This window comes from Bosea sp. NBC_00550 (assembly GCF_026020075.1).
Lineage (GTDB): Bacteria > Pseudomonadota > Alphaproteobacteria > Rhizobiales > Beijerinckiaceae > Allobosea.
Map to the genome: position 1 here is coordinate 990,272 of NZ_CP102772.1, position 21,400 is coordinate 1,011,671.

Annotated in this window: 16 protein-coding genes and 1 tRNA gene; 7 read left to right on the forward strand and 10 right to left on the reverse strand. The window is 67.0% G+C overall.

Annotated elements, in window-relative coordinates; genetic code table 11:
• Positions 1–20 precede the first annotated feature (20 nt).
• On the reverse strand, positions 21–251 hold the full coding sequence (locus tag NWE53_RS04675; RefSeq protein ID WP_265053209.1) for a hypothetical protein: 231 nt from the start codon (positions 249–251) through the stop codon (positions 21–23).
• Between the two features lie 140 nt (positions 252–391).
• On the opposite strand from NWE53_RS04675, the gene NWE53_RS04680 reads away from it, so the two are divergent.
• Positions 392–889 carry a YciE/YciF ferroxidase family protein gene (locus NWE53_RS04680; RefSeq protein WP_265054817.1) on the forward strand — a complete coding sequence of 166 codons (498 nt, stop codon included), beginning with the start codon at positions 392–394 and terminating at the stop codon, positions 887–889.
• A gap of 315 nt (positions 890–1,204) precedes the next feature.
• Here the strand turns inward: NWE53_RS04680 and NWE53_RS04685 are convergent.
• Positions 1,205–1,278: transfer RNA gene (locus tag NWE53_RS04685), tRNA-Gln, on the reverse strand.
• 310 nt (positions 1,279–1,588) lie between these two features.
• Here NWE53_RS04685 and NWE53_RS04690 point away from each other — a divergent pair.
• Positions 1,589–2,701 carry a M20 family metallopeptidase gene (locus NWE53_RS04690; RefSeq protein WP_265053210.1) on the forward strand — a complete coding sequence of 371 codons (1,113 nt, stop codon included), beginning with the start codon at positions 1,589–1,591 and terminating at the stop codon, positions 2,699–2,701.
• Positions 2,702–2,912: 211 nt separating this feature from the next.
• Here NWE53_RS04690 and accC read toward each other — a convergent pair whose 3' ends face one another.
• From accC to NWE53_RS04710, 4 genes are all read right to left on the reverse strand, one after another.
• Positions 2,913–4,274 carry an acetyl-CoA carboxylase biotin carboxylase subunit gene (gene accC, locus NWE53_RS04695; RefSeq protein ID WP_265053211.1) on the reverse strand — a complete coding sequence of 454 codons (1,362 nt, stop codon included), beginning with the start codon at positions 4,272–4,274 and terminating at the stop codon, positions 2,913–2,915.
• 41 nt (positions 4,275–4,315) lie between these two features.
• Positions 4,316–4,771, reverse strand: a complete 456-nt coding sequence (gene accB, locus NWE53_RS04700; RefSeq protein ID WP_265053212.1) for an acetyl-CoA carboxylase biotin carboxyl carrier protein — start codon at positions 4,769–4,771, stop codon at positions 4,316–4,318.
• Positions 4,772–4,842: 71 nt separating this feature from the next.
• Complete coding sequence (gene aroQ / locus NWE53_RS04705; protein WP_265053213.1) at positions 4,843–5,298, reverse strand: type II 3-dehydroquinate dehydratase; 456 nt, start codon at positions 5,296–5,298, stop codon at positions 4,843–4,845.
• Positions 5,299–5,427: 129 nt separating this feature from the next.
• Positions 5,428–6,234: a DsbA family protein gene (locus tag NWE53_RS04710; protein WP_265053214.1), complete on the reverse strand. Its 807-nt coding sequence runs from the start codon at positions 6,232–6,234 to the stop codon at positions 5,428–5,430.
• Positions 6,235–6,505: 271 nt separating this feature from the next.
• Here NWE53_RS04710 and NWE53_RS04715 point away from each other — a divergent pair, with 271 nt between their 5' ends.
• Together NWE53_RS04715 and NWE53_RS04720 are read left to right on the forward strand one after the other, a co-directional pair.
• Positions 6,506–7,690 (forward strand): pyridoxal phosphate-dependent aminotransferase, encoded by a 1,185-nt coding sequence (locus tag NWE53_RS04715; protein ID WP_265053215.1) that lies wholly within the window; start codon positions 6,506–6,508, stop codon positions 7,688–7,690.
• An 81-nt stretch (positions 7,691–7,771) separates the two neighbouring features.
• The gene (locus tag NWE53_RS04720; RefSeq protein WP_265053216.1) at positions 7,772–10,093 is read left to right on the forward strand and encodes a mechanosensitive ion channel family protein; all 2,322 of its coding nucleotides are present in this window, start codon (positions 7,772–7,774) and stop codon (positions 10,091–10,093) included.
• Between the two features lie 4 nt (positions 10,094–10,097).
• On the opposite strand, the gene NWE53_RS04725 is transcribed toward NWE53_RS04720, so the two are convergent.
• Together NWE53_RS04725 and NWE53_RS04730 are read right to left on the reverse strand one after the other, a co-directional pair.
• On the reverse strand, positions 10,098–10,451 hold the full coding sequence (locus NWE53_RS04725) for a hypothetical protein (protein WP_265053217.1): 354 nt from the start codon (positions 10,449–10,451) through the stop codon (positions 10,098–10,100).
• Positions 10,452–10,600: 149 nt separating this feature from the next.
• The gene (locus NWE53_RS04730; RefSeq protein WP_265053218.1) at positions 10,601–13,423 is read right to left on the reverse strand and encodes a ribonuclease E/G; all 2,823 of its coding nucleotides are present in this window, start codon (positions 13,421–13,423) and stop codon (positions 10,601–10,603) included.
• A 675-nt stretch (positions 13,424–14,098) separates the two neighbouring features.
• Between NWE53_RS04730 and NWE53_RS04735 the strand changes: the two genes are divergently transcribed.
• From NWE53_RS04735 to prfB, 3 genes are all read left to right on the forward strand, one after another.
• A complete protein-coding gene (locus tag NWE53_RS04735; protein ID WP_265053219.1) occupies positions 14,099–15,340 on the forward strand; it encodes an N-acetylmuramoyl-L-alanine amidase in 1,242 nt (413 codons plus the stop codon).
• Between the two features lie 155 nt (positions 15,341–15,495).
• On the forward strand, positions 15,496–17,940 hold the full coding sequence (locus NWE53_RS04740; protein ID WP_265053220.1) for a penicillin-binding protein 1A: 2,445 nt from the start codon (positions 15,496–15,498) through the stop codon (positions 17,938–17,940).
• Positions 17,941–18,108: 168 nt separating this feature from the next.
• Positions 18,109–19,237 (forward strand): peptide chain release factor 2 gene (gene prfB, locus NWE53_RS04745; RefSeq protein WP_265053221.1). Its coding sequence is split into 2 segments (ribosomal slippage): positions 18,109–18,177 and positions 18,179–19,237, totalling 1,128 coding nucleotides; the frame shifts between segments, so codons are not numbered across the junction.
• Positions 19,238–19,427: 190 nt separating this feature from the next.
• On the opposite strand, the gene NWE53_RS04750 is transcribed toward prfB, so the two are convergent.
• The gene (locus NWE53_RS04750; RefSeq protein WP_265053222.1) at positions 19,428–20,738 is read right to left on the reverse strand and encodes a M23 family metallopeptidase; all 1,311 of its coding nucleotides are present in this window, start codon (positions 20,736–20,738) and stop codon (positions 19,428–19,430) included.
• 82 nt (positions 20,739–20,820) lie between these two features.
• Positions 20,821–21,285, reverse strand: coding sequence for a peroxiredoxin (locus NWE53_RS04755; protein WP_265053223.1), 465 nt, complete (start codon positions 21,283–21,285; stop codon positions 20,821–20,823).
• Between the last annotated feature and the right edge of the window lie 115 nt (positions 21,286–21,400).

A 21,400-nucleotide genomic window follows, 5' to 3' on the forward strand; every position in this document is an offset into this window, starting at 1 on the left:
GGCGGGCACAATTGTCAGTGTCAGAGATCTCTTGTGCGATCGGTCAGCGAGTCGATCGCCTCGTCCGCACCCTGATCCGTTTTCAGCACGCCCTCGCGAAGCACCTTCGTCGCCGCGTCGGCCTTCTTCGCCGGGTCGTCCGGTAGCGGCTTCGTTTCCGCGGTTGCTTCCAGCCCGATATCCTCGGGCTTCTTGCCGTCCTTGCGCGCCGCTGCCGCGAAGGTTGCGAGAGCTTCCGGTTGCTTGGCCATATCAGCCTCCTGACTGCATTGGGAGCAACTCAGGCGCCGGATACGAAGTTCCGGAAACATTTAGGCTTCGTGCAGGAACGGATCGGCAAATGAGGGGTTGGGCTTCCACGAACCCCTCATTCCGGAGATGCGCCATGGCTATGACACCGAAGCCGCTGGACGAGATGTTTCTCGACATGCTCAAGGACGTCTACTACGCCGAAAAACAGATCCTGAAGGCGCTGCCCAAGATGGCCAAGGCCGCGACGGCACCCGAACTGAAGAAGGCCTTCGAGACCCACCGCGAGGAAACGGAAGGGCAGGTCGAGCGGCTCGGCCAGGTCTTCGAGATCATTGGCAAGGCGCCCCGTGCCAAGACCTGCGACGCCATTCTCGGGATTCTCGAGGAAGGCAAGGCGGTCATGGAGGATTACGCCGACAGCCCGGCTCTCGACGCCGGCCTAGTCGCCTCCGCCCAGGCGGTGGAGCATTACGAGATGGCGCGATACGGCACATTGAAAGCCTGGGCCAAGCAGCTCGGCCACAACGACGCCGTCACGCTCCTCGACGCCACGCTTTCCGAGGAAACCAAGACCGACAAGGCCCTGACGCAACTCGGCATGCCTGCAAATACCGCCGCCGTCGCCAAGGCCGCCTGAGGAATCGATCGCTCCGGCAACGGAGCCGGGGCGATCGCCATCTCCGCGATCCCAGGACCCTGCGCCGTGTTGGCGCTTATCTCATAGCGGGCATCTAGCGGGCATCCGGATCAGATAGCGCGGCACGCGGCGCTCGCCACTCCGCCTCGAAGCAAGCCGTAGGCTCCCTTCCGAAATTTACAGAGTGGTGGCCGCAAGCCGGCCTTAACGCGGCGCGTGCGAATTTGCCCGCACAATCGCGGCCCGCGTCGCCACAGCAGAAGCTCACAGTGTAAGTATCAAGATTTATCGGGCTGTGCGTCGCCACTGGATGAGTGGCTGGGGGACTAGGATTCGAACCTAGACAACCAGAGTCAGAGTCTGGGGTCCTACCGTTAGACGATCCCCCAACGACGAGGGCGCTGCAGTGGTGCGCCGCGTTGGTGAGCCGGGGTCTAATCAATGCGATCCGGCTTGGCAAGAGGCGAATTCACGACAAGTGTGAAACACGTCGCGGCATGATGACGATCACTTCGCGCGTCGGGACTGAGCAGGGCTCGGCAGGAGTGACGCCGCGCTGTTCTCGACCACTACGGCAACGGAAGTGGCTCCGCAGGCCCCGTGTCGGGCCAGGCACCCGGCCGCACGCTCTGCCGGCCTGTGCCCAGCGCATGGAAACCGCCTTGCGCGGCGAGGGCCTCTTCGGAGAACATCGCGCCCATGAATCAGAACGATGCCGCCGCCGCGCTCTCCGTCTGGGTTGCGCTTGAAAGCCCCACCAGCCATGCCGCCGGGCTGAACGGCATGATGGACCTCGTGCAGAAGGAGGTCGACGGGCTTCCGATATCGGTCGAGCGCATTCCGGGACGTGACGGCCTCGGCGACATGGTCGTGCTGCGCGCCGGGCTCGACAACGGCCAGCCGACCGTCGCGCTGATGTCGCATCTCGATACGGTCCATCCGGTCGGCACCAGCGCCAAGGACCTGCCGGTGCGGATCGAGGGCGACAGGCTCTATGGCCCTGGCGTCTACGACATGAAGGGCGGCGCCTGGCTGGCGCTGCAGGCCTTCAAGCAGGTCGCCGTTGCCGGCAGCGCCAGGCGGCCGATGGTCTTCCTGTTCACGCCGGACGAGGAGATCGGCTCGCCGACCAGCCGCGGCCTGATCGAGGAGCTCGGCCGCGGATCGGCGGCGGTCCTCGTCACCGAGCCGGCGCGGCAGGGCGGCAGGATCGTCACCGCCCGCAAGGGCGTCGGCCGCTTCGATGTCAGGCTCGAAGGGCGCCCCGCCCATGCCGGCTCGCGCCATGCCGACGGCCGCAGCGCGATCCGCGAGGCAGCGCACCAGATCCTCGCGGTCGAGGCCATGACCGACTATGGCCGCGGCATCACCACCAGCGTCGCGCTCGTCGGCGGCGGGACGGCGGCGAACGTAATCCCGCAGCACGCTTGGTTCAGCGTCGATTGCCGCGTCACCACGCTGGCCGATGGCGTGACGATGGAGAACCGCATCCTCAGCCTGAAGCCGCATGATCCCGACGTTCAGCTCAAGATCACCGGCGGCATGAATCGCCCGCCCTATGAGAAGTCGGCGCCGGTGGCGGAGCTGTTCGAGACGGCGCGCCAGGTCGCGGCCAGGGTCGGATTCGATTTGCAGGACTGCCCGATGACGGGCGGCGGCTCGGACGGCAACTTCACGGCCGCGCTCGGCGTGCCGACCCTCGATGGGCTCGGCATCGACGGCGACGGCGCGCATACGCTGCAGGAATACGCGCTGATCTCCTCGATCGCGCCGCGTCAAGCGCTGATCAAAGGTTTGCTGGAGACGGTCTGAGACGCCGGGAATTGCAAGTACGGGTCATCCCGGGCGACCGCAGCGAGACCCGGGATCCATGCCCGAACCTCGATCGGAAGCGCTCTGGTGTGGATCCCGGGTTTGCGCTTCGCCTCGCCCGGGACGACCGGCGCATTTCATTTCGAAGGTGCAGAACAAAAAAGCCCCTCGCGATGCGGGGGGCTTTGTCGTTTCCGACCTGGACCGACGCTCAGGCTTCCGGTTCAGCCATGCCGCCGGCTGCGAGGAATTTCTCGAGCCAGTGGATGTTGTAGTCGCCGTTCAGGATGTCCGGGTTGCGGACGAGCGTGCGGAACAGCGGCAGCGTCGTGTCGACGCCGTCGACGACGAACTCGTCGAGCGAACGGCGCAGGCGCATCAGGCATTCGTCGCGGTTGCGGCCATGGACGATCAGCTTGCCGACGAGCGAATCGTAATGCGGCGGGATCGTGTAGCCCTGATAGGCCGCGGAATCGACGCGCACGCCGAGGCCGCCCGGCGTATGGAACGAGGCGATCTTGCCGGGCGAGGGGCGGAAGGTCGCGGGGTGCTCGGCATTGACCCGGCACTCGATGGCATGGCCCTCGATGACGATGTCGGACTGCTTCAGCGAGAGCGGCGCGCCGGCCGCGATCCGGATCTGCTCGTTGACGAGGTCGATCCCGGTGATCATCTCGGTGACCGGATGCTCGACCTGGATGCGGGTGTTCATCTCGATGAAGTAGAACTCGCCGTCCTCGTAGAGGAACTCGATCGTGCCGGCGCCGAGATAGCCGAGCTTGGCCATCGCCTGGGCGCAGACCTCGCCGATCCGGTCGCGCTCGCCGGCGTTGAGGGCGGGTGAGGGGCCTTCTTCCCAGACCTTCTGGTGGCGGCGCTGCAGAGAGCAGTCGCGCTCGCCGAGGTGGATGGCATGGCCGCGGCCATCGCCGAGAACCTGGATCTCGATATGGCGGGGCTTCTCGAGATATTTCTCGATATAGACGGCGTCGTCGCCGAAATTGGCCGTGGCCTCGGTGCGCGCCGTCGAGAGCGCGACCGACATCTCCTCGACGCTGCGCACGACCTTCATGCCCTTGCCGCCGCCGCCCGATGCCGCCTTGATGATCACGGGGAAGCCGATCTCGGCGGCGATGCGCAGCGCTTCGTCGTCGTCGCTGACGCCGCCCTCGGAACCGGGCACGCAGGGGATGCCGAGGCGCTTGGCGGTGCGTTTGGCCTCGATCTTGTCGCCCATGCTGCGGATATGCTCGGCCTTGGGGCCGATGAAGGTGATGTTATGCCGCTCCAGGATCTCGGCGAAGCGAGCGTTCTCGGAGAGGAAGCCGTAGCCGGGATGGACCGCATCGGCGCCGGTGATCTCGCAGGCGGCGATCAGGGCGGGGATGTTGAGATAGCTCTCGCGGGCCGGCGGCGGGCCGATGCAGACGCTCTCGTCGGCGAGGCGCACATGCATGGCGTTGGCGTCGGCCGTGGAATGGACCGCAACGGTGGCGATGCCGAGCTCCTTGGCGGCGCGCAGCACGCGCAGCGCGATCTCTCCACGGTTGGCGATCAGGATCTTGTCGAACATCTTGAAACCCAGCCCGGCCCCAGCAGCGCCTTGCGCCCCGCTCACTCGATCACCAGCAGCGGCTCGCCGTATTCGACGGGCTGGCCGTCTTCGACGAAGATCGCGGTCACCTTGCCGGCGCGCGGGGCGACGATGTCGTTGAAGGTCTTCATCGCCTCGACCAGCAGGATGCGCTCGCCCTGCTTCACGACGCTGCCGATCTCGACGAAGGGCTTGGCCTCGGGCGAGGGGCGGCGATAGGCGGTGCCGACCATCGGCGAGGTGACGGCGCCGGGATGGGCGGCGGCCGGCGTCGGAGCTGCCGCTGCGATGGCCGGGGCGATGGCGGCCACCGGCAGCGGCGCTGCGGTCGGGACCTGCATGGTCGCGGTGATGCTGCGGGCGACGCGTACGCGCAGATCGCCCTTCTCGACCTCGATCTCGGTGAGATCGGTCTGGTTCAGGAGCTCGGCCAGCTCGCGGACAAGTTCGGGATCGATCGGGCTCTTGGTCGCCATGGCGGATATCACCGTCTTCTTCGGATTCTCGGATGGGCCGGCCGCAGCGCCGCCGCCCCGTTCATTCGGTCTCAGGCGGCCTTCGCCGCCCGCTTTTCCAGCAGCGGCACGATGGCGTCGAAGGCCAGTTCGTAGCTCGCGACGCCAAAGCCGCAGATCACGCCGACGCAGACCGGCGCCATGTAGGAATGGTGCCGGAATTCCTCGCGCGCATGCACATTCGAGATATGGACCTCGATCGTCAGCGCATCGACGCCCTTGATCGCATCGCGCAGCGCCACGGACGTATGGGTATACGCCCCGGCATTGATGACGACGCCGGCGCCGGCCTGCCCGGCCTCCTGGATGAAGGTGACGAGCTCGCCCTCGAAATTGGTCTGGCGGAAGGTGAGGTCGACGCCCGCGGCCTCGGCGCGGCGCCGCAGCCTTTCCTCGACGCCGGCCAGCGTGACCGCGCCATAGGTTCCCGGTTCGCGGGTTCCGAGAAGGTTGAGGTTGGGTCCGTTCAGGACGTGGACGGCGACCATGGAAGGCGTTGATTCCGGCGCCGCGCGCGGGCGGCAGGTGCCGCCCTCATAAACGTTGCGGGGCGGCAGGGGAAGCCTGAACGGCGCCTGCCGGCCCGGCGTGTCTCGTCTCGCGGCAGCCTGGGGCGATCAGCCGGCGCAGTCGGTCTTGCCGCAGCGGCGCACGGAGTCGATCTTCTGCTTCAGAGCGGCCTGGCCGACGGCGCCGAACACGATCTCCTCGCCGACGATGAAGGCGGGCGTGCCCGTCAGGCCGAGACGGTCGCCGAGCGCGACGGTGTCCTCGATCGCGGCCTTGGTCGCAGGCGCTTCCATGTCCTTCTTCAGCAAGGCGACATCGGCACCGGCTTCCTTGGCGATCTCGAGCGCCTTGGCCGCGTTGACCTTGCCCTTCACGGCCATCAGCTTGTTGTGGAAATCGAAGTACTTCTGGCCCTGGAGCTGGTTCTTCGCGGCGACGGCGACGCGGCTGGCCTCGACCGAATCGGGTCCGAGGATCGGGAAGTCCTTCAGGACGACGCGCAGCTTCGGATCGGCCTTGGTGAGCGCGGTCACGTCCTCCATCGCCCTTTTGCAGAAGCCGCAATTGTAATCCATGAACTCCACGAGGGTGATGTCGCCCTCGGGGTTGCCGATGATCACGGAGGTCGCCGGATCGGTGATCCGGGCCTTCTCGGCGGCGACGGCCCCGCGCTGCGCCTCGGCCTGGGCCACCGTGTTGCGGCGCTCCAGCTCGACCAGCGCGTCCTGGATGATCTCGGGATTCTTCAGGATCGTCTCGCGGATCAGATCGGTGACCGCCTTGCGCTGCTCGGGCGAGAGAGGCTGGCCCTGCGCCATGGCCGGCGCGGCGGAGGCCGCGAGCCACAGGCCGAGCACGAGGCCGGCTGGCCGCAGGCAGGCACGCGCCAGGCTGGTGAGGGTGCGGAAAGCCATCTCATCTTCCTTTCAAGGCCGCCGGGTCGGGAGACCGGCGGCGGAACAAAGCATTTCTGAGCGCGAGCTTGTGTGCCTTCGCCCCTTCAAGGTCAAATCACAGCTCTGACAGCAGCTTGCGGCAGCCATGTGGCTTTTGGACGCGCTGGTCGCGTTCTTGCTGCGGTCTAACGGGCCGGTGTGGCACTCCGTGATGCGATCGGGCTTGAAAGCCGCGCGTTTCGCGGCCAAACACGCCGCCGACCCCGCCGCTCTTCAGCGAAAGCCTGCCATGATCGACCTCAAGACTCCGATCATTCCCGCGCTGGCGGCGCGGGCCGAACGTGTCGCGCCCTTCATCGTCATGGATGTGATGAACCAGGCGGCCGCGATCGAGCGGCGCGGCGGCTCGGTGGTGCATATGGAAGTGGGCCAGCCCTCGGCGCCGACGCCGGCCTCCATCCGTGCCGCGACGGCCCGCGCCCTGGAGCATGGCCGCATCGGCTATACGCAGGCGCTCGGGACGGATTCGCTGCGGGCCCGGATCGCACGTCATTATCGCGAGGCTTATGGCGTCGAAGTACCGGCCGAGCGCGTCGTGGTCACGACCGGCTCGTCGGGCGGCTTCATCCTGGCCTTCCTCGCCTGCTTCCAGCCCGGCGCGCGGGTCGCGATCACGGCGCCGGGCTATCCGGCCTATCGCAACATCCTGATCGCGCTCGGCCTCGAGCCGGTCGCGATCGAAGTCGGCCCGGAGACGCGCTTCGCTTTGACGCCGGAGCTGATCGAGCGCGCTCATCGCGAGAAGCCGCTCGCCGGCGTGCTGACGATGAGCCCGGCCAACCCGACCGGGGTCGTGATGGCGCCCGAGGCGATCGCCGACGTCGCCGCCTGCTGCCGCAAGCTCGGGCTCTGGTACATCTCCGACGAGATCTACCACGGCCTGACCTATGAGACGCCCGCGACGACCGCGCTCGCGGCCGATCCCGATGCGATCATCGTCAACTCCTTCTCCAAATACTACTGCATGACCGGCTGGCGCGTTGGTTGGCTGGTGGTGCCGGAGCGGCTGGTGCGCACCATCGAGCGCCTTCAGCAGAATTTCTCGATCTCGGTGCCCTATCTCAGCCAGGTGGCGGGCGAGGCGGCCTTCGACGCGACGCAGGAATGCGAGGCGATCAAGGCCGGCTACGCCGAGAATCGCGCCTTCCTGCTGAAGGCCTTGCCGGAGATCGGGCTGGGGGACTTCCTGCCGGTCGACGGTGCCTTCTATATCTATCTCGACATCGGGCGATATTCGAACGATTCCATGAGCTTCTGCCGAAGCGTTCTGGAGGAGGCCGGGGTCGCGATCACGCCGGGGCTCGACTTCGACGAGGCGCGGGGTGCGCGCACGGTGCGTCTCTCCTTCGCGGGGTCGCTCGCCGAATGCGAGGATGCCGTCTCCCGCATCGGCGGCTGGCTCAAGAAGCGCTGAGGCTACAGCCCGGCACGCCACTTGCCAGAATCCGCGGAAGCTCCGCATTCTGCATCGTCGAGGACGAGCCGGAGGTAGGCCATGGACGTCGCAGCAGCTGGAGGGGCTTCTCCGAAGCGGGCTTCAGCCCGTCTCATCGGCGCTGTCGTCTTCGCCACGACCCTTCTGGCCAGTGCTTTTCTCGGCATCTCCAGCACGGCGCGGGCCGAGACGCAGGCGCCCGTCGTGCTCAACCTGCGCGGCGACGAGACTCCCGAGACGATCCGCAAGATGGTCGATGCGCTGTCGGCTCCGGGCCGGCAGGTCGAAATCCGAGTTGGCGGGGTAGCCTCCACGGTCGAGCCCGCTGCCGCTCCGCAGGAGCCCGCCGCAAAGGCGAAGGCAAAGCCAAAGGCCGCCGCGCCCGCGCCCTCGATGGCGGACGAAGAGGAGAGCTTCCAGGCCGAGGTCAACGTGCTGGTCGACCGTTTCGTCGACGGCGTCGAATACAGCGCGACCTCGATCCCGACCGTCACCCAGCTGCCGGGGGATTGGGGCCAGGCCTGGCAACGCAACCTGAACGGCCGCAGTGGCCCGACGCCCGGATGGCGGGTTTTCGGGATCATCTGTCTTGCGCTCGCCATCGCCCTCGCGTTCAGGATGGCGACCGCCGGATGGTTCGCCCGCAAGCTGCGGCCGGCGGGGCCGGAGTTTACGCCGCGCCTGATCGCCTCGGCCTGGGGGTTGCTCCAGGATGTCGCGACGATCCTGCTGGCGCTGGCCGTGGCGCGGATCGCCCGCAATGCCTGGCTGCCGGAAAGCGATCTTGCGAATATCGCCCTCTCGACCGGCGCCAACGGCGCGGCGATCGGCGCGCTCTATATCGCCGTCGGTCGGTTCCTGGGTTCGCCGGGCGTGCCGGAGCGGCGCATCATGCCGTTGCCGCGTGCCGAGCGGCATTTCCGGCGGCTGGTCGTCTACGCGACCCTGACGCCGATGATCGTGACTGGAATCCTGCTTGCACACCATGTCAGCTCTGGTCCCCGGCCGGTGACGGGGCTGATCGCGCTGACCGGGCTTGCCATCACGCTGTTCAAGATCTGGTGGTTCTACGACGGGCGGCACGATCTCGCGGTGCTGGTCCTGTCCGGATCGTCCGAACCCGGCCCGATCCGGCGCTTCATCGCGGCCGGAACGGCCTGGTTCTATATCGCCACGACGGCTGTGCTGTGGATGGTCAGCAGTGCCGCCGCGATGATGTCGAATGGCGGGCGCTGGGCCGAGGCTTCGGCCCTGACGCAGGTGGCCATTGTCATCATTCCGATCCTCGCCGTGGGAATTGCCAGCCTGCTTCGCTGCCATGCGATGCGGCAGGAGGCGGAACATGGCGCCAGCCCGATGAGGCGCGCCGGCGGCGCGGCGCTGCGGGCCGCAGCGGTCGGATTGTTGTGGGCCGTCGGTTTCTTCATTCTGGCGCGGCTCTGGGCCGGGCTCCTCCTCGGCGTGAGCTCGGGACAGTTCGCCGCCGTTATGCGGCAGATCGCCGGTGTCGCCGTGTTCGCCTTCGTCGGCTGGGTCGCTCTGGTTTTCCTGCATGCCTTCTTCGACGCCTACAAGCCGCAGCACCGGGTGGTCGGCCCTGGCGACGAGGATGTGGCGCATGAGGAGGGCGTGCCGAGCCGGCTGGCGACGGTGCTGCCGGTGCTGCGCGGCGTCGTGCTCGGCGCCGTGCTGGGCCTGACGATTCTCGTGGTGCTGTCGCGGCTCGGCGTCGATATCGGCCCGCTGCTCGCCGGTTTCGGCATTCTCGGCCTCGCGATCTCGTTCGGTTCGCAAGCCCTGGTGCGCGACATCGTTTCGGGCGTGTTCTTCATGCTCGAGGACGCTTTCCGCGTCGGCGAATATGTCGATACCGGCCGGCTCAAGGGCACGGTCGAGAAAATCTCGCTGCGCTCCATGCAGCTGCGTCACCAGAGCGGCCAGATCCACACCGTGCCCTTCGGCCAGGTCCAGTCGCTGACCAACGCCAGCCGCGACTGGGCGACGGTGAAGTTCAATGTCCGCCTCGACCATTCGGCCGATATCGAGCAGGCGCGCAAGGCCATCAAGAAGGTCGGGCTCGCCTTGCTGGAGGATGCGGAGTACGGGCCGCATTTCATCGCCCCCCTCAAGATGCAGGGCGTCGCGGATATCACCGACCAGGCGATCGTGATCCGGCTCAAGTTCACCGGAAAGCCCAACCAGGCCTCGATGCTGCAGCGCGAGGCGCTGAAACGCGTCTATCGCGCGCTGAACGAGGCCCACATCCCCTTCGCGTCCAACGCCGTCACGGTGCGCGGCGGCGAGGGCGGGTCGCAGAGCGGCGCGGCAGCAGCGATCGCGGCGGTGCCGCCACCGACCCCTCTCGCGCCGGCCGCGAGCTGAGCGACTACAGCAGGAAGAACAGGCCGAAACCGGCGACCGCCAGCCCGCCGCCGAACAGGCTGGCAAGGCGGGCGGCGCTGGCGATGCCGCCGCGCTCGGCCGTGCGGCCCGCACGTTCGGCATGGCCATGGGCCGCCTCGCTGCGGTACTGGCTCGCATGGAGATCGGCCGTCATCGGCGGGCCGATCGGCCGATTGCCTTCGAGATCGATCCGGACCGCGATGAACAGGACCAGCAATCCGAGAAGCCCGACGCCGAACCAGCCGACAGCGCGCCAGGCGAGATAGGCCGAAACGAGCAGCGCAACGGCGCACACGGCAATCAGAACGTCGCGCTCCCTGTTGCGAGGCGGCGGCATGGCTTCCTTTCCCGAGAGGCGACGAAGGCGGAGGTCATCATGGCCCGCCTTCCAAAAACTGCCAATGGGGCCGCCAGCCGATAGCGCGAATGAAAAAGCCCGCTGCGGATCGCAGCGGGCTTCGTTTCTATGGGCCTGGCGCCTGGCGCTCAGGAGCGGCCGGCAAGCTTGTTCCACCAGCCGCCGCGCTTGGGCCGGCTCGGATCGGCCGGGGTCAGCACGACCGCGACGGGCTCCTCGACCGGCGCCGGGGCAGGTGCGGGTTCCGGCGCAGCGGCAGGCTCGGCCGGTGCCGCCGGTTCCTCGGCAGGCTGAGCCGCCGCAGCGGGCTTTGCCTCGGCGGGAGCGGCCTCGGCAGCAGCTTCCCCGCCTTCGGTGATCGGCACCACCTTCTTGCGCGAACGGCTGCGCTTGGGCTTCTCGCCCTCCGCCGGGGCGGCTTCGGCGACGACCGCCTCGGCCTTCACCTCGGCTTCCTTGGCCTCGGTTTCCTTGGCGGCTTCCGCCTTCGGCTTGCGGGCGCGGCTGCGCTTCGGCTTGGCGGTCTCGACGGGGGCGGCCTCTTCCGCGGCCGGCTCCGTCGCGTCGATGGCAACGGCCTCGATCACGGTCTCGGCGACCACCTGATTGTCGTTGGACTCGGCAGCGTCCTCGCCGTCCTCGCCCTCGTCACCTTCGGCATCGTCGTCCGACTGGCTTCCGTCGAGCTGCTGGCCCTGGCCGTCACGCTCGCCGCCGCGCCGCCGACGACGCCGGCGCCGGCGCCGCCGGTTGCCGTCACGATCGCTTTCGCCGCGCTCGCCTTCACTGCGCTCGCCTTCGCCGCGTTCTTCCTGGGCTTCGGCGGCCGTCGTCTCGTTGCCGCCGGTCTCGGCGTCGAGCGCGGCTGCCTCGGCCGCCGCATCGAGCGCCTCGTCATCGACGTCGGAGGCGATTGCCTCGGCCTTGAAGCTCGTCGGAACGACGCGGGCTTCATTGCCGACGAACTCGCCGCGCTCGACCTCGAAGTAGCGCGTGCCGATCAGGTTGCCGTCGGTCGCGATCGTGATCGCGATGGCGAAGCGTGCCTCGAGATCGGCGAGATGGGCGCGCTTCTGGTTGAGGACATAGAGCGCGACTTCCGGCCGGGTGCGGACGGTCAGGTTGTGCGAGGCGCTCTTGATCAGCGTCTCCTCCAGCGCGCGCAGGATCTGCAGCGCGACGGACGGCGTCGAGCGGATCATGCCGGCGCCGGCGCAGTGCGGGCAGGGGACCGAGGAGCTCTCCAGCACGCCGGTGCGGATGCGCTGGCGCGACATCTCGAGCAGGCCGAAGGCGGAGATGCGGCCGACCTGGATGCGGGCGCGATCGTCCTTGAGGCACTCCTTCAGCTTCTTCTCGACCGCGCGGTTGTTCCGGTTCTCCTCCATGTCGATGAAATCGATCACGATCAGGCCGGCAAGGTCGCGCAGGCGGAGCTGACGGGAGATTTCCTCGGCAGCTTCGAGATTGGTCTTGAGGGCGGTGTCCTCGATATTGTGCTCGCGGGTCGAGCGCCCGGAGTTGATGTCGATCGCGACCAGGGCTTCCGTCTGATTGATGACGATGTAGCCGCCGGACTTCAGCGTCACCGTGTTGGAGAACATCGCGTCGAGCTGGCTCTCGACGCCGAAGGCGGCGAAGAGCGGGGTCTGGTCGCGATAGGGCTTCACGCTCTTGGCATGGCTCGGCATGAGCATGCGCATGAAGTCCTTGGCCTCGCGATAGGCCTCGTCGCCGGCGACGTGAACCTCGTCGATGTCCTTGTTGTAGAGATCGCGGATCGAGCGCTTGACGAGGTTGCCCTCCTCATAGACCAGCGCCGGAGCGACGGAGGCCAGCGTCAACTCGCGCACGCTCTCCCACATCCGCATCAGGTATTCGTAATCGCGCCGGATTTCGACCTTGGTACGCGAGGCACCGGCCGTGCGCAGGATCAGGCCCATCCCATCCGGAACCTCGAGCTCCTGGGCGATCTCCTTGAGGCGCTTGCGGTCCTCGGCATTGGTGATCTTGCGCGAGATGCCGCCGCCCTTGCCGGTGTTCGGCATCAGCACCGAATAGCGGCCGGCGAGCGAGAGATAGGTGGTCAGCGCCGCGCCCTTGTTGCCGCGCTCTTCCTTGACGACCTGGACCAGGATGATCTGGCGGCGCTTGATCACCTCCTGGATCTTGTACTGGCGGCGCGACTGGCGGTGCGGACGCTCCGGCATGTCGTCGAGGGCGTCGCCGCCGCCGAGCTGCTCGGGCTGCTCCTCGGCATCCTCGCCATGATCTTCGTCGTCGCCATCCTCGGATGGCTTGCGGGCCTGTGTCTCGGTCTGCTCCTCGGAGACGGCCTCCGTCGACGACTCGTCCGGCGTGCCGGCTTCCGTGGTCTCAAAGGTCAGCGGGGCCGCGTTCTCGGCGACGTCCTCGCTCGTCGATTCGGCGACATCCGGAGCGAAGAACTCACCGAAGGCGGGCGCGCCCTCGTTGACCATGGCGGCTTCCTTGCCGTCGGTCTCGACGCGCTCCCCGGCATCCTCGCCATTGGTCTCGACCTCGGCCGAGACGGTCTCGTCGGCCACGGCCTTCTTGGCGCGGTTGTCGCGGTCGCCACGGCGGCCGCGGTCGCGGCGGCCGCGCTTCTCGCGGCGCTCCTCGTCGCGTTCCTCGTCACGCTCGGCGCGCGCCTCGTCGTCGATGAGCGCCTGCCGGTCGGCGACCGGAATCTGGTAATAGTCGGGATGGATCTCGGAGAAGGCGAGGAACCCGTGGCGGTTGCCGCCATACTCGACGAAGGCCGCCTGGAGCGAGGGCTCCACGCGCGTCACCTTGGCGAGATAGATATTGCCCCGGAGTGGCTTTCGGCTGGCGGATTCGAAATCAAATTCCTCGACGCGCGATCCGCGGACCACCACGACCCGGGTCTCTTCCGGGTGGGTGGCATCGATAAGCATCTTGTTGGCCATATGAAACTTCCATTGGCGCGGCTGCCGGAAGCCTCGCGGCTACGGATGGGAGTCCGCTGCCGCGGGCAGGGGCGCCGCGTTGAGGCCGGCACGTGCCGGCATGTTGCAGGAGGAGGAAAGCGGTCTGGACAGAAATGCGGCTCGGGACGGCCACTCGGGCTGAAAGCCCGGCGCGGTCCCGCAGGTTCGGACGGTTCACCGTTGGTGCTAGCGGCGTCGTAAGCCCCGTCATCTGTCCTGACCTGCAATGCACCCGCCTCACGGCCGGGCCCATCGCGTTTGCACGCTCGCGAGACAGGGCGGGGCGCAGAAAACTCGCAATCCCCATACCAACCGTCTGCGGACGATCCGTTGCGGCCGTCCCGCCGCTGCCGCTCCCGGAGGAGAAGGCAGCACGACCTGCTCCGGACGCCGACGGATATCTCGATCCGGGTGTGTCCCATGGGCAGGCTGACAGGCAGCCAATTCCATTACAGACAGGTGATGGTGATTTGCAAGTCACATGACGGCTGCATTTCGCCGACCACCGCTCCGAGGCGGTTCACGCCCTGTGGAGGAGATGGTAACCGCCTCTTAAGATTTCACCCCCGTTATGGTTAAGCCTTGGTGACGACAGACGGGATTTTACAGCTGTTTTCGCGCATCAGCCACGCCGCTCGGGGTCGCCGCGATAGCTTGCCGCGCGGTTTCGCATGGCGGGCCGCCATCGTTGCGGCCGCCTGCGGTCTCGCGATCGTCACATCGCGTGCATGGGCCGAGGGCAAGCCGCAGAGCGAATATCCGGTCGCAACCGACGCCCGCATCGAGCAGAGCGGCGAGAGCGTGCGCTTGACCATGACGCTCTCGTCCATCGTGGAGGTCGATGCCTGGGTGCAGGCCTCTCCCGATCGCGTCATCGTCGAGATGCCCTCGACCAATTTCCAGATTCAGCCCAGTGCCAGGAAGGCGGCCGGTTTCGTCAGCGGCTATCGCTACGGCTTGTTCACGGCCGACAAGGCGCGAATCATCATCGACCTGGCCCAGCCCGCGACGATCGCCAGGACAGAGATGAAGACCGTGCGTGGCGGCTTTGGCGAGCTGACGATCGAGCTCAGGAAAGCGGCGCGGGCCGAATTCCTGGCCGAAGCGGGCAAGGCGAAGAAGCCCCAGGAAGCCGCGGCACTCCCCGTCATGCCGGCCGTGCCTTCCAAGCCTGCCGGCGAGTCGCGCCGCACCATCGTCATCGATCCCGGCCATGGCGGCATCGATCCGGGTACGCTGGTCGCCTCCATCGCCGAGAAATCGGTCGTGCTCGCCTTCGGCAAGGCGCTCAAGGAACAGCTCGAGGCCAGCGGTCGCTACCGCATCGTGATGACGCGCGACGACGACCGGTTCGTAGCGCTGTCCGAGCGGGTGCAGGTCGGGCGTGCCGAGCAGGCGGACCTCTTCATCTCGATCCATGCCGATTCGCTGGTGCAGGCGCAGGATGTGCGCGGCGCCACGGTCTATACGCGCTCCGAACGGGCGACCGACGCCGACGCGGCCAGGCTCGCCGCAAAGGAAAATGAGGCCGACTCTGCCGCCGGCCTGGAAACGAGCGAGGAGGTCCAGGACGTCGCCGGCATCCTGATGGACCTCGCCCGCAGGGAGACGCGGACCTTCTCCGGCGTCTTCGCCCGCAATCTCGTCGACAAGCTCGGCGGCTCGATCAAGATGCACAAGATCCCGCTGCGCTCCGCGCGATTCTGGGTTCTGAGCGCGCCGGATGTGCCGTCGGTGCTGATCGAGCTCGGCTATATGTCGAGCCCGAAGGACGCCGAACTGCTGAACTCGCCGGAATGGCGGGGCAAGGCCGTGACGGCGGTTTCCGGTGCGATCGACAATTATTTCGCACGCGAACGCGCCTCTGTCGGGCGGGCGGCGGAGAACCGGAACTAGCGCAGGCCGAGCGGGCGCTTCCGTTACTGTGTCGGATCCTGCGAAATGTGGTCTCAAGGCCACGGTTCCGCCATCTACGTCATGTTATAGCTGTGATTTGCGAAGCGCCCCGATTTGGCGCCGTCGGTTGGCAGATATGGGGTCCAGGGCCTGAGATGCGGTTCATTCTGCGAATCTTCGGATGGTTTTTCGCCGCCGGTGCGATCGCCTTCGTGATCGGTGCTGCCGTGGCCGGCGGCCTGATCTGGCATTACTCTCAGGATCTGCCGGACTACGCCCAGCTCCGGAACTACGAGCCGCCGGTGATGACCCGCGTCCATGCGGGCGACGGCAGCCTGATCGCGGAATACGCCCGCGAACGCCGGCTTTATTTGCCGATCCAGGCCGTGCCGAAGCTCGTCGTCGACGCCTATATCTCGGCCGAGGACAAGAATTTCTACAAGCATATGGGCGTCGACCCCGAAGGCCTGGTCCGCGCCGCGATCTCCAATTACCGCAACCGCAGCGCCAATCGCCGGCCCCAGGGCGCCTCGACCATCACCCAGCAGGTGGCGAAGAACTTCTTCCTGAGCCCCGAGCAGTCGATCGAACGTAAGATCCGCGAGGCGCTCGTCGCGCTGAAGCTCGAAGCGACCTACTCCAAGGACAAGATCCTCGAGCTCTACGTGAACGAGATCTATCTCGGTGCGCCGGCGCCGGGGCAGGGCAGTTACGGCATCGCCGCGGCCGCGCTGAACTATTTCGGCAAGTCGGTGCATGAGCTCAACCTGCAGGAGGCGGCCTATCTCGCCGCGCTCCCGAAGGCGCCGTCCGACCTGCACCCCTTCCGCAACCGCGACCGCGCGATCGAGCGCCGCAACTACGTCATCGATCGCATGGTCGAGAACGGCTACGTCAAGCGCGAGGTCGCCGAGGACGCGAAGAAGCAGCCGCTCGGCGTCAATCCGCGCACCGTTTCGCCGAACCAGATCGCCGCCGGCTATTTCGCCGAGGAAATTCGCCGCGAGCTGCAGGACCGCTACGGCGAGAAGAAGCTGCTCGAGGGCGGCCTCTCCGTGCGCGCCACCGTCGATCCCAAGACCCAGCTGATGGCGCGCAAGGCGCTCGTCGACGGTCTCGTGCGCTTCGACGAGGCGCGTGGCTGGCGCGGCGCGATCCAGAAGCTCGATGTCGGCCGCGACTGGGGCGCCGCGATCGGCGAACTGCCGGTGCTCGGCGACGTCTCGCCCTGGCGGCTCGCCGTCGTGCTCGATGTGAACGGCGACAGCGCCAAGCTCGGGCTGCATCCGCTGCGCGACAATGCGGGCCACCTCAACAAGGAACGCCAGACCGTCACGCTGGCTGCCGAAGGTATCAAATGGACCCGCCGGGCGCGGGTGTCCCAGGCGGTTTCGGTCGGCGATGTCGTCTATATCGAGCCGATGGACACGCGGCCGGGCTTCGCGCGCCTGCGCCAGCTGCCCGAGGTCAACGGCGCAATCGTGGTCATGGATCCGTTCTCGGGCCGCGTGCTCGCCATGGTCGGCGGCTTCTCGCATGACCAGTCGGAGTTCAACCGCGCGACGCAGGCGCTGCGCCAGCCCGGCTCCTCCTTCAAGCCCTTCGTCTACGCCACGGCGCTCGACAACGGCTACACGCCGTCGAGCATCATCCTCGACGCGCCGATCGAGATCGATCAGGGGCCGGGGCTGGGGATGTGGCGGCCGGAGAACTACGACGGCAAGTCGACCGGTCCGCGCACGCTGCGCTACGGCATCCAGTTCTCTAAGAACCTGATGACCGTGCGGCTCGCCAAGGATGTCGGCATGCCGCTGATCGCGGAATATGCCCGCCGCTTCGGCGTCTATGACGATCTCCAGCCGGTGCTGTCGATGTCGCTCGGCGCCGGCGAGACGACGGTCATGCGCATGACCGCGGCCTATTCGATGCTGGTCAATGGCGGCAAGCGCATCCGCCCGACCCTGATCGACCGCATCCAGGACCGTTCGGGCTCGACCATCTTCCGTCACGACCAGCGCGTCTGCGAAGGCTGCAACGCCGATAAATGGGCGAACCAGTCCGAGCCGCGCCTGATCGACAACCGCGAGCAGGTTCTCGATCCGCTGACTGCCTACCAGATGGTCTCGATCCTCGAAGGCGTGGTCAATGCCGGCACGGCGACGGTCGTCAAGTCGGTCGGCAAGCCGCTCGCCGGCAAGACCGGCACGACCAACGACGCCAAGGACGTCTGGTTCGTCGGCTTCTCGCCGGACCTCGCGGTCGGCGTCTATATGGGCTTCGACAAGCCCAAGTCCCTCGGCACCTCCGCCACGGCCGGCCAGTATGCCGCGCCGATTTTCCGGGATTTCATGACGGTCGCGCTGAAGGAAAAGCCGGCGACGCCGTTCCGCGTGCCGGCCGGCATCAAGCTGATCCGCGTCGATCCTCGCAGCGGCATGCGCGCCGGCGGTGAGGGCGGCATCCTCGAGGCTTTCAAGCCGGGCACGGCGCCGCCGGACAGCTATTCGGTGATCGGCGCCGCGGGCGACGGCAGCGCGCCGCTGTCCGTCGGCCCCAGCGGCGGCCGCGCCGTCGGCTCGGGAACCGGCGGCCTCTACTGAGCCAGCCCAGCGTCTTCTCGATGCCCGGAGCACTGCTCCGGGCATTTCGCTTTTTCGAGCCAAGCTTCGCTGCAATGGCGGGCTCAGGTCGAGGGGGCGTTTACAGCCGCGGCTTTCACCCCTATCTCAACGCTCGCACAGAGCTCACAAGGACGTTTCGACGGAATCATGCGCCCCGAAATCCAGACGCAACTCGATAACGCCAAGCAGTCGATCGGACTGCTGAGGAGGCATCTTTGACTGGGATCAAGCCCAGCGCCGCCTAGCGGAACTCAACGCCCTCTCGGAGGGGCCCGATTTCTGGAACGATGCCGAAGCTGCGCAGAAGCTGATGCGCGAGCGGACCGGGCTGGAAACCCAGATCGAGGGCATCACCAAGCTTGAACGCGAACTCGATGACGCGTTGACGCTGATCGAGCTCGGCGAGATGGAAGATGACGCGGCGACCGTCACCGAGGGCGAGCAGGCGATCAAGGCCGTGCAGGACGAGGCCGCGCGCCTCCAGGTCGAGACGCTGCTCTCCGGCGAAGCCGACATGCTCGACACCTATATCGAGATCCATCCCGGCGCCGGCGGCACCGAGAGCCAGGATTGGGCCGAGATGCTGCTGCGCATGTATCGGCGCTGGGGCGAGCGGCGGAAGTTCAAGGTCGAGACGCTCGAATATCAGGACGGCGACACGGCCGGCATCAAGTCGGCGACGCTCCAGTTCAAGGGCCACAATGCCTATGGCTGGCTGAAGACCGAATCCGGCGTGCACCGTCTCGTCCGAATCTCGCCCTTCGATTCGAACGCGCGGCGTCAGACCTCCTTCGCGTCGGTCTGGGTCTATCCCGTCGTCGACGACCGCATCATCATCGATGTGAAGGAGTCGGACTGCCGGATCGACACCTACCGCGCCCAGGGCGCCGGCGGGCAGCACATCAACACCACCGATTCGGCGGTGCGCATCACTCACCTGCCGACGGGGATCGCGGTCTCCTGCCAGCAGGAGCGTTCGCAGCACAAGAACCGGGCCAAGGCCTGGGACATGCTGCGCGCCCGGCTCTACGAGGTCGAGCTGAAGAAGCGCGAAGAGAAGGCCAATGCCGAGCAGGCGTCGAAGACCGATATCGGCTGGGGGCACCAGATCCGCTCCTATGTGCTGCAGCCCTATCAACTCGTGAAGGACCTGCGCACCGGAGTGGCCTCGACGGACCCTTCCGAGGTGCTTGACGGTGCTCTCGACCCGTTCATGGAGGCGTCGCTGGCCCAGCGCGTCTACGGGACCGAGGTCGAAGTCGAGGATATCGACTAGAAGGCTGCCCGCTTCCTAGCCGGGCCCGCGCCGTCATCCCGGGCTTGACCCGGGATCCATGCCGGAGCGGTGCCCGTCAAGGTTCAGGCGGGGATACCGGCTCTCCGCTTCGCTCCGGCCGGGATGACGGCGTTCCCCTGAAACAGAAAAAGCCGCGCGGGTTGCGCGGCTTTTTTGTTGCGGCCTGAACTCAGAGAGCGTTCGCGAAAAGCTTGCTGCCGGCACGCAGGAAGCGCGTCGGATCCACCGGCTCGTCGTTGATGCGGGTCTCGTAGTGCAGGTGCGGACCGGTGGAACGGCCGGTCGAGCCGACCCGGCCGACCACTGAGCCGGCCTTGACCATCTGGCCGACCGAAACCGAGATCGCCGACATATGGGCGTAGCGCGTGCTCAGGCCGTTGGCGTGCTCGACCTCGACCATGTTGCCGTAGCCGCCATTGTACTCCGCCGCGACGACTTTGCCCGGCGCCGTGGCGACGATCGAGGAACCGGTTTCGGCCCGGAAGTCGACACCGGTATGCATGGCGAGCCCGCGGGTGAAGGGGTCGGTCCGGTAGCCGAAATTGGAGGTGAAGTCGTGGTCGCCGGCCATCGGCCGGCCGAGGGGCAATTGCTCGATCGCGCCGCGCAGGCGCATGACCGAGGCCATGCGCGGCTGGAGCGCGGTCAGCGTCGCCTCGAACGGACCGGCCGAGGCGTCGAGCTTGACCGGGACGAAGGGGCCGCCCATGCCGCCGGCCGCATTGCCGGGCGCCGCCAGTCGTTCGACATCGAGCCCGGTCTCGGCAAGGCTGCTGCGCAGCCGCTTCTGGGTTGCCGCCAGCGTCTCGTCCATCTCCTTCAGCGCCGATATCTGGGCGTCGGAGGTGCTGGCGATAGCCTGGTCGAGTTTGGTCAGGGTCGCTTCGACGCGCTTGGCGGGCGGCTCGGCCGGAGCCTCGCCCGACTGCCAGCCGCCCGACGGATTGGTTTCGGCGCCGCGCAGCGGCGGCGTATCCGGGGCCGGCATCGGCTTGCCCGGCATGATCGGCGCGAAGCTGGTGACGCCAGAGGCACGGATCGGCTCGTCGGGCTTGATGACCCGCGAGCGCAGCGGCAGCTTCGCAGCCGGCAGCAGCCCGCTCGACTGCAGCGTGTCGGTGAGCGCGGTGACGAGCGACTGGCGCGATTCCAGTTCGGCCTGGCGGATCGCGAGTTCATCGACGCGGGATTCCACGCCGTCCTGATCGAGCAGGGCGCGGCTGGCATAGCGATCGATATCGGCGCGCAGGCCGGCGATCCGATCTTCGTAAGCGTATTGGCGTGTCGTCTCGCGGGCGATCAGCCGCGCGGCGAGATCGTCGCGGCTCAGGATGTACCACCCCGCGGCGCCCGTGCAGGCTGTCGTCAGGGTCAGCCATGCCAGCCCGGCGAGCATCGTCGAGCGGCGGATCGTGTAAGTCTTGTGGGTGACCAGGCCGACGGTCGAGAGGACAGGGCCCGTTTGTGGCTGATTATGCATACGCGGAACCGGAAAGAACGCTGCCGATACCGTCATTAGAGATTGTTAGGGTTAATCTTTCGCAAATCCGGCCGGTGCCGGCTCACAATTCCTGAGCGGCAGCCAGCACCTCGTCGGCATGGCCGGCGACCTTGACCTTGCGCCAGATGCGGGCGAGGCGGCCCTCGGCGTCGATCAGGAAGGTCGAACGTTCGATGCCCATATATGTACGGCCATACATGCTCTTCTCGACCCAGATGCCGTAGGCGGAAGCGAGCTTCTGCTCCTCATCCGCCAGCAGCGCGAAGTCCAGCTCATATTTGCGCTTGAAATTGCCGTGACGTTGCACGGAATCCGGCGAGACGCCGATGATCTCGGTGCCGCATGCGGCGAAGGCCTGGCGCAGGCGGTTGAAGGCGATCGCCTCCTCGGTGCAACCCGGTGTGTTGTCCTTTGGATAGGCATAGAGCACGATTTTCCGGCCGCGCAGGGCGGAAAGGCTGACTTCTCCGCCGCCGTCGCGGGGCAATGTGAAATCCGGCGCGGGATCACCTTCCTGCAATGCCATCGCTTCTGCCTTCCTTTCGTCGCCTTCTCGCTGCATGGACCGCGGCACTGTAAGCAGGCCAGCGACGTCATCGGTCAGCGAAGGATGCGGCAATCCCTTCCGGATTGCCGAATCG